This is a genomic window from Bartonella sp. HY761 (assembly GCF_026743145.1).
GTDB lineage: Bacteria > Pseudomonadota > Alphaproteobacteria > Rhizobiales > Rhizobiaceae > HY038.
Map to the genome: position 1 here is coordinate 2,932,951 of NZ_CP104887.1, position 13,345 is coordinate 2,946,295.

Below are 13,345 nucleotides of genomic sequence, written 5' to 3' on the forward strand. Positions count from 1 at the left end.
TTAACCTCTTTTTCTTTTGGCTCTTACATCAAACCAAACAGCGATTAAGATAACCAAACCTTTAACAATAAGCTGGAAAAAAAAGGGAACAGACATCATATTCATGCCATTGTTCAACACACCAATGATAAGTGCACCAAACAAAGTCCCAACCATGGTACCAACACCGCCAGATAGACTAGCACCGCCAAGTACAGCGGCAGCAATGGCATCAAGTTCATTATTTACGCCCGCATTGGTTTGCGCCGAATAAAGGCGTGATGATAATAATATACCAGCAATGGCAGCCATAACGCCTGATAAAATAAAAATTTGGATTTTTAGGCGGTCAACCTTAATTCCTGAATATAAAGCAGCTTCCTTATTACCACCAGTTAGATAAGTACGTCGTCCAAAAGTTGTTTTTGATAAAAGAATATGATTAAACAAAAACATTGCAACAACAATCCAGATGATAATCGGCAAATTTAAAAAATTGCCAGAACCAATAGCAATCCAAGAAGGATCTCTAATCATTTCTGGTGAGCCGTTGGTTGGCAAATTAACAAGACCGCGATAAATCCCCATTGTAGCAACGGTAACAATAAAGGACGGCAATAGTAATTTCGCGGTCAATGCACCATTGATAAAGCCCATTAATGCCCCAGCAAGTAAGGTAATAATAATTGCAGGCACAAATCCATAACCAAGAGCCAGTATTTGCGCACCAACCATGCCAGCGACCGCAATAATTGAGCCGATAGACAGATCTATTTCACCAAGCAAAATTACCCAAGTCATACCAAATGCTGCAATAGCAACCACAGCAACCTGCTGTAAGATATTAGAAATATTGCCAAAAGTTGCAAAGCTACCTTTGGTATATAAGCTAAAAATGACGCAAAGAATGACCAGAGCCATTAAAATGCCACCATAGCGCTGGATAGAATTTTTTAATTCATTATTTGGTGATTTTAGGAGTTGTGCGGACTGTTTCATTTAACTATTCCTGTGGCAACCGTTCCGGTGGCAAAAGCCATAACATTTTGTGGTGTCATATCTGCACCATTAAGCGTGGCGGTAATGCACCCTTCAGTCATAACGATGAGACGATCAGCAAGGCCCAAAACCTCGGGCAGTTCTGAGGAAACGAGAAGTATTGCTGTTCCCTCATCAGCTAATTGTCTAATAATTTTATAGATTTCAAATTTGGCGCCAACATCAACACCGCGCGTTGGCTCATCTAAAATGAGAACCTTAGGATGGGTTAGAAGCCATTTAGCAAAAACGATTTTTTGTTGGTTTCCGCCCGATAGAGTATTCACCACTGTGTCTAAACCACTAGCTTTTACCGACAGGCGCTCTGCTTCTTGAAGCGCAACTTTTTTCTCTGCGCCAAAGTTCATGAAGCCTAATTTATTGGTAAATCCTTTAAGCGATGCCATAGAAATATTATGCATAACATTCGCATTTAGGATCAAACCTTCCTCTTTGCGGTTTTCTGTTACAAAGCCAATACCGGCAGCGATAGATTCCGCAGCACTCTTAAAATTAACGGCCTTACCCTCAAGGCGTATGGTCCCACTTGCCTTTTTCATGCCGAATATGGCATTCATCACTTCAGAGCGACCAGAACCAACCAGACCAAAAAAGCCTAATATTTCACCCGGACGAATGGCAAAAGAAACATCTTGAAATTCATCTTTATACGATAGTTTTTCTACTTCTAAAATTGGAGATATTTTTTCAAAATTAGGGCTAGAAAGAGCGGGGGGATAGATTTCATCCATTTTTCGCCCGACCATCATCGCAATTAATTCATCAATATTGGTATCCTGACGACGTTTTGTGTCGATATATTCGCCATCACGTACAACCGTTATATCATCCGATAAACGCATGATTTCTTCCATGCGGTGGGAAATATAAATGATAGCTGTTCCACGTTCTTTTAAACGGTCGATCAGTGAAAATAAGATTTCGGCTTCTGAATCGGATAGTGATGAGGTCGGCTCATCAAGAATAAGAACTTTAGCTGGTTTACTCAAACCTTTGGCAATTTCGACCAATTGGCGCTGGGCAATTGAAAGGTCATTAACTTTGTCTTTAGCACGGATTGGTAGCTCTAAATAGGCGATCAACTCATCAGCTTCTTTGCGTAATTGCCTGTCATTAATAAAGCCAAAACGTTGTGGCTCATGGGTTGCAAAAATATTTTCAGCAACACTCATATTATTGCAAAGGCTTAACTCTTGAAAAACAATCGATAAGCCTTTAGCAACCGCTTCACGCGGATTTTTGGGGCTATATGGCTCACCATCAAATATGATTTGCCCTGCCGTTTGCGGATAAACGCCCGCAAGAATTTTCATTAAGGTGGATTTACCGGCACCGTTTTCACCCAATAAAGTATGCACAGTTCCTTGGCGCACAGTAAGTTGCATATTTTTAATAGCTTTTACTGGGCCAAAGTACTTTTGAATATCCTTCAAGGAAAGGATGATTTTATCTGTCCGGTCCATCATTTAACCTATTTCTGCTTTGTATAAACACCAGGAACGATTGGCTGCTCAGCAGGTACTTCTTCGCCAGCAATGACTTTTACAGCCGTATCAACGGCAAGTTTACCCATTTGATCAGGGAACTGTTGAATGACGCCCACCATTACTGGATCACTATCAACTGCATCGCGCGCTTCTTTCATGCCATCAAAGCCGATAACAGCAACCTTATCACTCATATTCGCAGCTTTAACGGCAACAGCTGCGGCTAGGGCAGCATCATCACCAAAGCCGAAAATACCAGTAATATTATTATTGGCTTGAAGGATGTTTTGCGCCACAGACAAAGCATCGGCACGAGTGATGCCTGCTTGTTGAGCAACAATTTTGATATCAGGATAGCTTTCAAGCGCTTTTTTAAAGCCTTCGATACGGTTTACAACCGACTGCACGGTTGGATAATCGATGATTGCAACTTCACCCTTGCCATCAAGGATCTTGGCCATCAATTCACCAGCTTTAACGCCGCCAGTATAATTATCGGTACCAATATGAGAAATAACATCACCTTCCGCGGCAGGAACATCTACCGTAATTACCTTGATGCCAGCGGCATTGGCTTTTGCAATTGCCGCATAAACGCCTTTACTGTCAACCGGTGAAATTATGATAACGTCAACGCCTTTGGTAATAAAATCTTCAACATCGGATAATTGCTTATTAAGATCTTGGTTTGCAATGCTTACTTCCAATGCAACATTTTTTTCCTTGGCTTCAGCTTTCATAGCATCTGCAAGTTCAATATAAAATGGATGCTGCTGGGTAAGGAGTGAAGCACCAATACCATCTGCAAAAGCATTTGACGTAAAGCAAGCTGCTGCACTTAACATCAATGTAAAGATTGTCTTTTTAATACCCATGTAAATCTCCATAATATTTGCACGAAACGCATTTGCGATCATTAAAGACATCCAGACATTTGGATAATCCCAAACATTTGGACAACCAAAGCATCAGAACAGCTTAAATATGAGTCCGATTTTTTAAAAAGCTTTTTATATGCCAAACCATTGTAATTAAAGAATTGTAATTGCAGAATTTCGCTAAAATAGCTTGCTAAAACATCCAATAACTTAATTTGATAGGCGAAAAAACGCCTTTAATAAAATCCGCCAACTCCTCTGCTTCTCACGATGCTGAGTGTAAGGGTAAATTTTTACTCGTGTCAAATTTAAATTTTATTCAAAGCACTTTTAAATCGGTTTAATGTAAAAAATGCATATATATTTTTTCATATTTTTGCTTTTCCGCATCCAAATTTGCGCAAAAACCATTTTATCTTGCGTATTTTTTAATAAAATTTATGTGAATCACTTTGCAGTCTTGATGGGCTATTGATTGAAATCACTTCTCAATAACATATGGTCAAACTAACAATTGACACCTCATCAATCATTGGGTCGGTTTTATTAATATTGTCTCCACCAAACCAACGGCTACGGTTATATTTTTTGTAAATGAATTTAGAAAAACAATGTGATGATGAATAATCGCATTTTAAAAGTGATTTTATGAAACCAATATATACTCTATTTAAGATTTTAACATTTACAGCAAGCTTGGTTTATTTTCCAACAATGACAGAGGCTAATGATAGCGGGGCTAAACTGGTTGGTGGTGGTCTTGTCTTGCAAAAACTTGAAAACATCGCCATGATCTCCGAAGATCTTTATATTTCTGCAGACAAAATTATCGTCAACTATGTTTTTGAAAACAAATCTAACCGCGATATTAATACCATTGTTGCCTTTCCCTTACCGCCCCACCCCGTCGAACCGGAAAGTGATACGGGCGCCGGAGTAACAGCAACGCCTGATGCAATTGGTGATAACTTCGTTGACTTTAAAACCTTTGTTGAAGGCAAACGGGTCAACACCAACTATAATAAGCAAGAAACAATAGGCTTTGGTGAATATGCAGATCAGGAAGTTTTTCAAATAACCTATTACTGGCATCAAAATTTTCCAGCAAATAAAAAAATTAAAGTCCGCCATGAATACAGGCCAATTACTGGTAGCGCTGTATTAAATCCAGTACAAAATTTAACCGAAATGGCGACGAGCGAGTATTGCCCCGATCGCGGATTTTTCAATGCAATGGCAAAAAAACAAAAACAGGGTCTAGATGCCTTATATGACGACATTGGCTATATTTTAAAAACTGGAGGCAATTGGGCAGGTGGAACCATTGGTGATTTTCGCTTGGTCGTGGACAAAGGCGATCCCGATTCCATTGTTACCTTTTGCGGTAAAAATGTCAAAAAAATTGGATCTACCCAATTTGAAATGAAAGCCAAAAATTATACACCACGAAATGACCTTTATATTCTCATCATTGGAGGTTGGGTAAAAGATGGAAAACCATTTTTTGAATAATAGGAAAATATAAGAGAATCGAATTGAGTCGTTTTTTAATAAAAAACTAAAAAACCTTCAAATTTTAATCAAGTTTTTCAAACGATTAAAACTATATTTTTACACATTTTTTTCTATTTTCTCAATCTTTTGATCGAAAAAATGCTTTCTTGCTTTGACGTGAATCAAATTCCGCATTAGAAGCAAAGCAAGCTGAGCGGCGTTTTGCGCCGTTGCCAAGCCGTACGCCCGTGAACGTGACCTTTAATCCGCTTCATCAGGCAGTCGGTCGAATGTGTGAGAATTTTTTCTTACACGGCAGAAAAAGCTGTTTTGATTCTTTAGAGAATGGAAACGGATTCATTATTTTGCCGATATTGTTTTTTGCAATATCACGATCACATGTCAGGTCAGGAACGCTCATGACAGATACGACACCTTCTGGACGGCCTCTTTCACCCCACGTTCAGATTTACCGTTGGCCGATTACGATGGCAATGTCTATTGCCCATCGCGCGACAGGTGGCGCGCTTTATTTCGGCACATTTTTATTTGCTGCTTGGATTATTTCAGCATCAATGGGTGAAGTTGCTTTTGAAAAAGTTAATTGGCTCTTTGGCTCATTTTTAGGGCGCACGGTACTATTCCTTTATACTTTGGCACTTGTTCACCATCTCGTTGGTGGTGTGCGCCATTTATTCTGGGATACCAACCCTGCTCTTTTAGAGAAAAACTTAGCCACCAAAACGGCTTGGTCAACCATTGTAGTTTCAATTGTTCTGACACTCCTTATTTGGATTGTCGGCTATATTGTGCGCTAGGAGGGTGTGATGAAAGATTTTAGAACACCGCTTAATAAAAGCATTGGTCTTGGCTCCGCTAAACATGGTACTGACCATTTTTGGCGCCAACGTTTGACAGCCTTTGCAAATGTGCCGCTATTTATTTTCTTTATCATCTTGCTCATCATGTTGGTTGGTAAAGATTATGCAACCGTTATCAGCTATTTATCAAACCCGATTATTGCAGTTGTTATGGCAGTAATGGTTATTGCTGGCATTTATCATATGAAATTAGGCATGCAGGTAATTATTGAGGATTATTTCCCTAATCATTATCTCCGCGTTTTTATCCTATCGCTTAATATTTTCTTTTGTTTCATTATGGGTGCAGCCTGCCTTTTTGCACTCGTAAAAATCGCTTTGGGAGGTTAAATTCCATGGCAAGTAATAATTCAAATGCTTCGGCAGCGCAGGATAAAAAATCCTATCAATATATCGACCACGAGTTCGATGTTATTGTTGTTGGCGCTGGTGGCTCTGGTTTGCGTGCAACCTTGGGCATGGCCGAGCAAGGTTTTAAAACCGCTTGTATTACCAAGGTGTTCCCAACCCGCTCGCATACAGTAGCCGCACAGGGCGGCATTGCAGCATCCCTATCCAATATGGGACCTGATAACTGGCAATGGCACATGTATGACACCATCAAGGGCTCTGACTGGCTTGGCGACATGGATGCGATGGAATATCTCACCCGTCAAGCACCTGCTGCGGTTTATGAGCTTGAACATTATGGCGTGCCATTCTCGCGTACCGAAGAAGGCAAGATTTATCAACGCCCCTTTGGTGGCCATACCACTGAATTTGGTGAAGGCCCACCCGTGCAGCGTACTTGCGCGGCTGCCGACCGTACTGGCCACGCTATTTTACATACGCTTTATGGCCAAAGCCTAAAACATAATGCGCAATTTTTCATTGAATATTTCGCACTTGATCTCATCATGACCGACGGTGTTTGTACTGGCGTTGTGGCTTGGAACCTTGATGACGGTACAATTCACCGTTTTTCTGCCAAGATGGTTGTGTTAGCAACTGGTGGTTATGGCCGCGCTTACTTCTCAGCAACTTCTGCCCATACCTGTACTGGTGATGGCGGCGGCATGGTTGCACGTGCAGGTCTTCCTTTGCAGGATATGGAATTTGTACAATTCCACCCAACGGGTATTTACGGCTCTGGCTGTTTGATTACTGAAGGCGCACGCGGTGAAGGCGGGTATCTCATCAACTCTGAGGGTGAGCGCTTTATGGAGCGTTATGCGCCATCTTTCAAGGATCTCGCATCGCGTGACGTTGTATCACGCTGCATGACCATTGAAATTCGCGAAGGACGTGGCGTTGGTCCAAAGAAAGACCATATTTTTCTCGTTCTTAGCCACATTGATCCAGCTATTCTTCATGAACGCTTACCTGGTATTTCTGAATCAGCCCGTATTTTCGCTGGTGTTGATCTTACCAAAGACCCAATTCCAGTATTGCCAACCGTTCACTATAATATGGGCGGTATTCCAACCAATTATTGGGGCGAAGTGTTAAATCCAACTGAAGAAGATAATGATCGCGTTCAACCAGGCCTAATGGCAGTGGGTGAAGCAGGTTGCGCTTCAGTTCATGGTGCCAATCGTCTTGGCTCTAACTCGCTTATCGATTTGGTGGTTTTTGGTCGTGCTGCCGCTTTGCGGGCTTCAAAAGTAATTGACCGCGATGGTCCAATTCCTGAGCTTAATATTGAAGCTTGTGACAAAATCATGGAACGCTTTGACCGCATTCGTTTTGCCAATGGCTCAATCCCGACAGCCGAGCTACGTGACAAGATGCAACGCGCCATGCAGGAAGATGCGGCTGTTTTCCGTCAAGAAGATTCGCTAGTAAGTGGTTGCGAACGTATTTCTGCTATCTGGAAAGAATTACCAGATGTGAAAGTGACAGACCGCTCGATGATCTGGAATTCAGATTTGATGGAAACATTGGAACTTGATAATCTGATGGCCAATGCAATTTGTACCGTTTACTCGGCTGTTGCACGTAAGGAAAGCCGGGGCGCTCATGCCCGTGAAGACTTCCCAGATCGCGATGATGTCAACTGGCGTAAGCATACACTATCTCATCTTTCACCGGAAGGCGAAGTTAGTCTTTCCTATCGTGCTGTGCATGTGGATCCACTTACCCGCTATGAAGATGGTGGTATTGATCCAAAGAAAATCGCGCCTAAGAAGCGCGTTTACTAGGGGAGCAAAATTATGGTTCAAATGACCCTTCCCAAAAATTCTACGGTTAAGAAAGGCAAGGTCTGGCCAAAGCCAGAGCAAAACCAGAACTTAACGGAATTTCGCATTTATCGTTGGTCGCCAGATGATGGCGAAAATCCACGCCTTGACACTTTTTATGTGGATCGCGATTCATGCGGGCCAATGATTTTGGATGGTCTTTTATACATCAAAAATCATGTTGACCCGACTTTAACGCTACGCCGTTCTTGCCGTGAAGGTATTTGCGGTTCATGCGCCATGAATATTGATGGCTCTAACACCCTTGCTTGTATTACCGGCATGGATGAAGTTAAGCACCCAATTAAGGTCTATCCATTGCCTTCAATGCCAGTGGTCAAGGATCTGGTACCAGATCTTAATCGTTTCTATGCCCAGCATCGTTTGATCGAGCCTTGGTTACAAACCGTATCGCCAACCCCTGAAAAAGAATGGCTACAAAGCCATGATGACCGATTGAAACTTGATGGGCTTTATGAGTGCATTTTATGTGCTTGCTGCCAAACATCTTGCCCAAGCTATTGGTGGAATGGTGACCGTTATCTGGGGCCCTCAGTTCTATTGCAGGCCTATCGTTGGATTGCAGATTCACGCGATGAAGCAACTGGTGACCGCCTTGATAAGCTTGAAGATCCCTTCCGGCTTTATCGCTGCCATACCATTATGAACTGTACGCAAACCTGCCCTAAAGGCCTTAATCCTGCCAAGGCAATTGCCGAAATTAAGAAATTAATGGTCGAGCGTCAGGTCTAATTAAACATTATCTTTATTTATTAAAATGCCCTGAATGAAAATTCAGGGCATTTTTTTGCTACAAAGTTTCTACCATTTGGAATTTACGCACAATAACGTATAGATTGCATTCAAAACACCATATGAAAATAGGGCGTTTTTGATCAAAGGCTTTTGTTAGGTTATATATTTAGCCGAAGACAATTAGCAATCCACTGCATTAAATCCATGAGTCAACAAGTTTAAGAATGGTTAAAAACAAACGTTATTATATACGAGCTTAAACTGCGATTTTATGGCTGACAGCCGTTGATCCTATTAAACGTTTGCGATAAATTTCTTGGTGAATATCAGCTTGCGCCACGCTACTACCATCTTTTGTATAAAGCCAATAGACCATGGCTCGCTTAGGCTCTTTATCTTTCAAAGATTTCGAGTTTGATAAATCTTCTTCATTTAATTTTTCTGGCGCAGAACAGCCAAAAGAGCCAGCCTTGTTAGTAGTTGAAATACCGAAACTAGGTGTCAAAGATAATAGCGTTAAAGCGGCACTACCTTTTAAAACAAGTCTGCGAACCATCTTATTTTGCATGCTTACATCCTCGTCCTATATTTCTAAATCGCCGTTAGATTCGCTCATAATTATCATTATTTTTCTAACTATATATTGCAATAAACGCATTTTCAGCACGCATATACAGTTCTACTATGGGATATTGAGCGCACCACATATTGGCACAGCTATCACTTTGCAATTTATCAAAAAGCGAATTCATGCATTATAATTTCGCTTAAACCTTAGCAAAAGTCGTTGAGTTGTTAAATTAATATTACAACTATCAAATGAGATGTAAAATTAATAGGCGGGCAATAGTTTATTCATTTTATCCATTATGAAAATGTTTTTAATAAATTAAAGGGCGCTTAAAGCGCCCTTTAAAAAACGATAACCATTAAATCTTAATATTATTGGTTTTGCTGTCGCAATAACATGGCACCGATGACATCAGCATGACGGGCTTCAGGAATTGCATAACCAAGGGCAACAGTCTCTTCATGCTCGGCACGCGGCGATGGCATTGGCACGGGGACATGCTCGATAATTGCTGCAACCGCATCCTGTCGCACTGCATGAGTTTGTGATTGACTAGCGATTGGTGCAGCTTCACGCATAGCAACTTGCTGCATTGCAACAGGCTTAGCTGTTTCAATGTTTTGGGCAACTGCAATGGCTTCGCTACGAGTTTCAGCTTCTTGACGGATAACGCGATCAAATTTCGGCGCTGCGCCGTTCTTTTCCTGAGCAAAGGCTAAAGCAACATTATAAGGCTGATCATTAACTGCAAGCTGCAAATTGCCATCGCGGCCACGTTTTTCATAAAACGCATTGCCACCGGCAACCAAAGTATAATGCATATTGCGATAAGGGAATTTAAGACCAGCAGTATGGAAGAACATAGCATTCTTCAATTTTTGGTGGCGTTCACCGCGCAATACGGCATCAGCAGCAGCTTGAACATCAGGCATAGCTTTAGAATTCATTGGACGGGTCAATACGCCTGGCGCAAATTGCTTAGGCTGACCAACTACGGCACAAATGGTCTTTGGATAATGACTTGAATTTACGCGGTTCATAACCACAGTACCAACAGCAATCATGCCTTCACGGCTAGAACGGTTAGACTCAAAAAACATTGCGCGCTCTAAACAAGTGCGCTCACTTAATGGGTAAGAATAAGTCTTTTCACCACCAAGGCTTGCAATGCTCTTCCCACTATTGGAACAACCTGTAACAACAAGCGGAGCAAGCAATACTCCCACCAGTGCCATCCATTTCGCTTTAATTGAAAACCGCAATAGACTTCTCACTCTTTAATTTATCCAAGGCATAGTGCCGGATTACACAATCGTAATATATATGGCGAAAAAAAGGCAAAATGGCAATTTTGTCATAAAAAACACCAAATCAACGCAATATAATCGCTTTATACTCAATTTTGGCGTTATGTTCCTAAATAAAAGTTAATGACAGCACTGCGCTACAAAACCAATGCTAAAACATGTTCTTATGTTTAAGAAAGAGTTAACATCCACATATTTAATCCAATTCTAAAACAAATTATGCAATTTTAACGTAGCATAGATCTGGCGCCCAAGCACTTATCCGAATGAATAGCCAGTGCCACGCACTGTGCGAATAAGATCTTTTTCACCAATATTAATCGCTTTACGCAACCGGCGAATATGAACATCGACCGTACGGTCATCAACAAAATTATCATTGCCCCACACTGCATCTAATAATTGCGTTCGCGTAAAGACGCGACCAGGTGCCATCATAAAAAACTCAAGCAAGCGAAATTCTGTCGGCCCTAGTTTTACTTCAACATCTTTGAAAAAAACGCGGTGCTGTTGCCGATCAAGAGTTAAATCATTATTGGACAAAACATGCGCCAAAGTACTTGGATTAACCCGCCGCAATAATGCTTTAACGCGTGCCATTAATTCTGGTATTGAAAATGGCTTAGTCACATAATCATCAGCGCCCACCGACAATCCGCGTACACGCTCATTTTCTTCGCCGCGCGCAGTTAGCATAATAATCGGTAAATGAGCGGTTGAATCACGCTGGCGCAAGCGGCGGCATAATTCTATGCCGGATAGTCCAGGTAACATCCAATCCAGCAAAACAAGGTCAGGTCGGTTTTCCTCCAACTCGAACTCGGCGTCATCCCCCCGCATAATGACTCGCACCTTATAGCCCTCAGCTTCAAGATTGTAGCGCAATAAGATTGTTAGTGCATCTTCATCTTCAACAACCGCAACTTCTGGTACTCGCGCCATATTTTCCACGTCCCTCACAAAAAACCATGAGTGGTTAATCAAACATACAATAATTCTATGGCTCAATATAATTTTTCACAGGTATTTATGCTGTGACATGCCATAACAATATTGTTCGTGATCCCCCTCATGGATATCACGTCTAAAAATCTAATATTTTAGGCCTATTAAGAATAAATATTCACTCCAACATTTTTAACGAGCTGATATATTCTATTGTTACCCTTAATCCTTATATGGGAAAGTCCACTCCCCCAATATGAAACCAAAGTCTTATTTTTGTTCCAATTCTTCCGTCACCAAAGTATGAGTTAAATCTTCGCGGTGTCGTTCATTGGTCGGATAATTACCACTGATGATATAATGAACCGTCTCAGCAATATTGGTCGCATGATCGCCAATGCGCTCAATATTTTTGGCGCAAAATAATAAATGCGTACAAGCCGTAATATTGCGCGGATCTTCCATCATATAGGTCAACAATTCACGGAACAGCGATGTATAGATAGCATCTAGTTCCTCATCTTTCTTGCGCACAATATCAATGCGCTCAAGCGAGCGCATGGAATAGGCATCAAGGACCTCTTTCAACTGGTTTACAGCAAGAGACGCGAAATTTTCCAAGCCACGATAAAACGAAGTTGGTTGACGATTTTCAGAAATCGCTGCAGCACGCTTGCCAATATTCTTCGCCATGTCACCAACGCGCTCCAAGTCGGCAGCAATGCGAATAGCGCCAACAACTTCACGCAAATCAATCGCCATTGGTTGGCGCTTAGCAATGATTGTCACTGCACGTTCGTCAATTTCGCGTTCAGCTTCATCAAGAATACGATCTTCTGCTACAACCTCATCAGCAAGCATTAAATCGTCACGAATAATAGCATCGACCGAGCGTTCCACCATGCGTTCCGCATAGCCACCCATCTCGCCAATTCGTTGGGTTAAATACTGCAATTCTTCATCGAAAGAGCGAACAATATGCGTAGGCATGAGCTTTATCCCTTATAAATCAGCCAAAACGGCCCGTAATATAATCTTGAGTCCGTTGTTCCTTAGGCGATGTAAACATCATCTCAGTTTCACCAACCTCGACCAAATCACCCAAATGGAACATTGCAGTAAATTGCGAAACACGCGCCGCTTGCTGCATCGAGTGCGTCACAATAACAATTGTATAATTTTGGCGTAAATCGTCGATGAGTTCTTCAATACGGGCGGTCGCAATCGGATCAAGCGCCGAGCATGGCTCATCCATCAAAATGACTTCGGGGCTAACAGCAATAGCACGCGCAATGCAAAGACGCTGCTGTTGGCCACCAGAAAGACCCGTTCCAGGCTCTTTCAAGCGATCTTTAACCTCTTCAAAAAGACCAGCTTTAATAAGACTTTTTTCAACGATTTCATCAAGCGCGGCTGCATTTTTAGCCAAACCATGAATACGCGGACCATAGGCCACATTTTCATAAATAGATTTTGGAAAAGGATTTGGTTTTTGGAACACCATACCAACCCTTGCGCGTAGCTCGACAACGTCAATACTAGGATCATAAATATCCTCATTATCAAGGGTCAAAAGACCGGTTACGCGTGCACCGTCAATGGTATCATTCATACGATTAAGGCAACGAAGAAATGTCGATTTACCGCAACCTGATGGCCCAATCAAGGCCGTTACCATGTTTTCAGGCACATCAAGATTTACGCCGTGTAACGCTTCCTTGTCGCCATAAAAGACCCGCACATCTTGTCCACGCATTTTGATATTCATC

Annotated in this window: 13 protein-coding genes; 5 read left to right on the plus strand and 8 right to left on the minus strand. The window is 41.7% G+C overall.

All coding sequences use genetic code 11. The annotated features are described in order from the left end of the window. The 3 genes from N6A79_RS12715 to N6A79_RS12725 are packed head-to-tail and all read right to left on the minus strand — an operon-like array spanning position 1 to position 3,370. Positions 1-978, minus strand: coding sequence for an ABC transporter permease (locus tag N6A79_RS12715; protein ID WP_262078947.1), 978 nt, complete (start codon positions 976-978; stop codon positions 1-3). Continuing rightward, complete coding sequence (locus N6A79_RS12720; RefSeq protein WP_262078948.1) at positions 975-2,504, minus strand: sugar ABC transporter ATP-binding protein; 1,530 nt, start codon at positions 2,502-2,504, stop codon at positions 975-977. The genes N6A79_RS12715 and N6A79_RS12720 overlap by 4 nt, the downstream gene beginning before the upstream one ends. Positions 2,505-2,509: 5 nt before the next feature. After that, positions 2,510-3,370 carry a substrate-binding domain-containing protein gene (locus N6A79_RS12725; RefSeq protein WP_442784284.1) on the minus strand — a complete coding sequence of 287 codons (861 nt, stop codon included), beginning with the start codon at positions 3,368-3,370 and terminating at the stop codon, positions 2,510-2,512. A 681-nt stretch (positions 3,371-4,051) separates the two neighbouring features. Here N6A79_RS12725 and N6A79_RS12730 point away from each other — a divergent pair. The 5 genes from N6A79_RS12730 to N6A79_RS12750 all read left to right on the plus strand — a co-directional run bounded on the left by N6A79_RS12730 (position 4,052) and on the right by N6A79_RS12750 (position 8,750). Next, positions 4,052-4,915 (plus strand): DUF4424 family protein, encoded by an 864-nt coding sequence (locus N6A79_RS12730; protein WP_268546228.1) that lies wholly within the window; start codon positions 4,052-4,054, stop codon positions 4,913-4,915. 401 nt (positions 4,916-5,316) lie between these two features. Beyond that, a complete protein-coding gene (gene sdhC / locus N6A79_RS12735) occupies positions 5,317-5,715 on the plus strand; it encodes a succinate dehydrogenase, cytochrome b556 subunit (RefSeq protein ID WP_262078950.1) in 399 nt (132 codons plus the stop codon). A 9-nt stretch (positions 5,716-5,724) separates the two neighbouring features. After that, entirely contained in the window at positions 5,725-6,108 is a 384-nt protein-coding gene (sdhD, locus tag N6A79_RS12740) for a succinate dehydrogenase, hydrophobic membrane anchor protein (protein WP_182417992.1), read from the plus strand. A gap of 5 nt (positions 6,109-6,113) precedes the next feature. Then, positions 6,114-7,958 (plus strand): succinate dehydrogenase flavoprotein subunit, encoded by a 1,845-nt coding sequence (sdhA, locus tag N6A79_RS12745; protein WP_268546229.1) that lies wholly within the window; start codon positions 6,114-6,116, stop codon positions 7,956-7,958. A gap of 12 nt (positions 7,959-7,970) precedes the next feature. After that, positions 7,971-8,750, plus strand: coding sequence for a succinate dehydrogenase iron-sulfur subunit (locus tag N6A79_RS12750; RefSeq protein ID WP_262078953.1), 780 nt, complete (start codon positions 7,971-7,973; stop codon positions 8,748-8,750). Positions 8,751-9,009: 259 nt separating this feature from the next. On the opposite strand, the gene N6A79_RS12755 is transcribed toward N6A79_RS12750, so the two are convergent. The 5 genes from N6A79_RS12755 to pstB form a co-directional block, all read right to left on the minus strand. Continuing rightward, positions 9,010-9,321 carry a hypothetical protein gene (locus N6A79_RS12755; RefSeq protein WP_262078954.1) on the minus strand — a complete coding sequence of 104 codons (312 nt, stop codon included), beginning with the start codon at positions 9,319-9,321 and terminating at the stop codon, positions 9,010-9,012. Positions 9,322-9,695: 374 nt separating this feature from the next. After that, complete coding sequence (locus N6A79_RS12760) at positions 9,696-10,559, minus strand: cell wall hydrolase (RefSeq protein ID WP_268546230.1); 864 nt, start codon at positions 10,557-10,559, stop codon at positions 9,696-9,698. A gap of 330 nt (positions 10,560-10,889) precedes the next feature. Continuing rightward, positions 10,890-11,573, minus strand: a complete 684-nt coding sequence (gene phoB, locus N6A79_RS12765) for a phosphate regulon transcriptional regulator PhoB (RefSeq protein WP_182417997.1) — start codon at positions 11,571-11,573, stop codon at positions 10,890-10,892. 273 nt (positions 11,574-11,846) lie between these two features. Continuing rightward, entirely contained in the window at positions 11,847-12,566 is a 720-nt protein-coding gene (gene phoU / locus N6A79_RS12770; protein ID WP_182417998.1) for a phosphate signaling complex protein PhoU, read from the minus strand. A 19-nt stretch (positions 12,567-12,585) separates the two neighbouring features. Further along, positions 12,586-13,344, minus strand: coding sequence for a phosphate ABC transporter ATP-binding protein PstB (gene pstB / locus N6A79_RS12775; protein WP_182417999.1), 759 nt, complete (start codon positions 13,342-13,344; stop codon positions 12,586-12,588). Position 13,345 lies beyond the last annotated feature (1 nt).

What these genes read in the sequence shown, in the direction of transcription:
- sdhA (WP_268546229.1), top strand. Translation starts at nt 6,114, where the DNA reads ATGGCAAGTAATAATTCAAATGCTTCGGCAGCGCAGGATAAAAAATCC.
- N6A79_RS12730 (WP_268546228.1), top strand. Translation starts at nt 4,052, where the DNA reads ATGAAACCAATATATACTCTATTTAAGATTTTAACATTTACAGCAAGC.
- N6A79_RS12760 (WP_268546230.1), bottom strand. Translation starts at nt 10,559, where the DNA reads ATGGCACTGGTGGGAGTATTGCTTGCTCCGCTTGTTGTTACAGGTTGT.
- N6A79_RS12725 (WP_442784284.1), bottom strand. Translation starts at nt 3,370, where the DNA reads ATGTTAAGTGCAGCAGCTTGCTTTACGTCAAATGCTTTTGCAGATGGT.
- N6A79_RS12715 (WP_262078947.1), bottom strand. Translation starts at nt 978, where the DNA reads ATGAAACAGTCCGCACAACTCCTAAAATCACCAAATAATGAATTAAAA.
- phoU (WP_182417998.1), bottom strand. Translation starts at nt 12,566, where the DNA reads ATGCCTACGCATATTGTTCGCTCTTTCGATGAAGAATTGCAGTATTTA.
- N6A79_RS12755 (WP_262078954.1), bottom strand. Translation starts at nt 9,321, where the DNA reads ATGCAAAATAAGATGGTTCGCAGACTTGTTTTAAAAGGTAGTGCCGCT.
- N6A79_RS12720 (WP_262078948.1), bottom strand. Translation starts at nt 2,504, where the DNA reads ATGATGGACCGGACAGATAAAATCATCCTTTCCTTGAAGGATATTCAA.
- phoB (WP_182417997.1), bottom strand. Translation starts at nt 11,573, where the DNA reads ATGGCGCGAGTACCAGAAGTTGCGGTTGTTGAAGATGAAGATGCACTA.
- N6A79_RS12750 (WP_262078953.1), top strand. Translation starts at nt 7,971, where the DNA reads ATGGTTCAAATGACCCTTCCCAAAAATTCTACGGTTAAGAAAGGCAAG.
- pstB (WP_182417999.1), bottom strand. Translation starts at nt 13,344, where the DNA reads ATGAATATCAAAATGCGTGGACAAGATGTGCGGGTCTTTTATGGCGAC.
- sdhD (WP_182417992.1), top strand. Translation starts at nt 5,725, where the DNA reads ATGAAAGATTTTAGAACACCGCTTAATAAAAGCATTGGTCTTGGCTCC.
- sdhC (WP_262078950.1), top strand. Translation starts at nt 5,317, where the DNA reads ATGACAGATACGACACCTTCTGGACGGCCTCTTTCACCCCACGTTCAG.